General features: G+C 67.6%; 1 protein-coding gene. It reads right to left on the bottom strand.

Features of this window, described 5'->3' with window-relative positions; all coding sequences use genetic code 11:
- Window positions 1–138 precede the first annotated feature (138 nt).
- Window positions 139–615: an Hsp20/alpha crystallin family protein gene (locus ACYVMZ_RS39385; protein WP_461088133.1), complete on the bottom strand. Its 477-nt coding sequence runs from the start codon at window positions 613–615 to the stop codon at window positions 139–141.
- Window positions 616–703: the final 88 nt, after the last annotated feature.

The raw sequence follows: 703 nt of genomic DNA, 5'->3' as shown, positions 1-703 counted from the left end.
CTGCTGCCGGCGGTGGGTGAATGCGGGCAGCCCCTTACCCTGCAGGCCACGCACGGGGGCGCGATGAGCAGGCCCTGGAGCGTGGACCACCCAGGCTCCAGGGCCGCTCGCCAAGCCAGGGCCGCTCGCTAGCCGGTGTCACTCTCCGGCTGTGATCTCGATACGGCGCGGCTTGGCCGCTTCCGCCTTGGGCACCTTGACGCACAGCACGCCCTCGCTCAGCGTCGCCTCGACACGTTCGGCGTCGATCTCGCTGGGCAGGACGGTGCGGTACTCGAACTGGCCGGTGCGCCGGGTGCCACGGCGCAGGATGCCAGTGCGCTCACGCTCCTTGAACTCGCCGCTGATGACGAGCTCCCGGTCGGCCATCTCGATGTTGATGTCGTCGCGCTTGACGCCGGGGACCTCGACTTCGATCTCGTAGGCGTCATCGGTCTCGGAAACGTCGGCCAGCGGAGCGAAAGCCATACCCTGCGTGACCGGGCCGACGGTGGACTCCAGCAGACTGCCCAGGCGGCCGAAGATGTCGTTGAACTCGGCGAGCGGGTCAGTGGCGAAGCCGGGGAAGCGCCGCTCAGCGAGCCTGCCCGGGCCGCGACGTACAGGAACAGTCATCACAGCTCCCCTCACTACGAGATGCGCCTTCTGTTACTTATGGTGCGATCCCCGACGGGAGATCGCGACACCACCCTTGGGACATATG

The sequence above is a fragment of the Streptomyces deserti genome (genome assembly GCF_054782695.1).
Note: the sequence above shows the minus strand (reverse complement) of the source record. Positions and strands in the feature narration are given on the sequence as shown.

Excerpts from the sequence above, each read along its gene's own strand:
- ACYVMZ_RS39385 (WP_461088133.1), bottom strand. The coding sequence starts at position 615 with ATGACTGTTCCTGTACGTCGCGGCCCGGGCAGGCTCGCTGAGCGGCGC.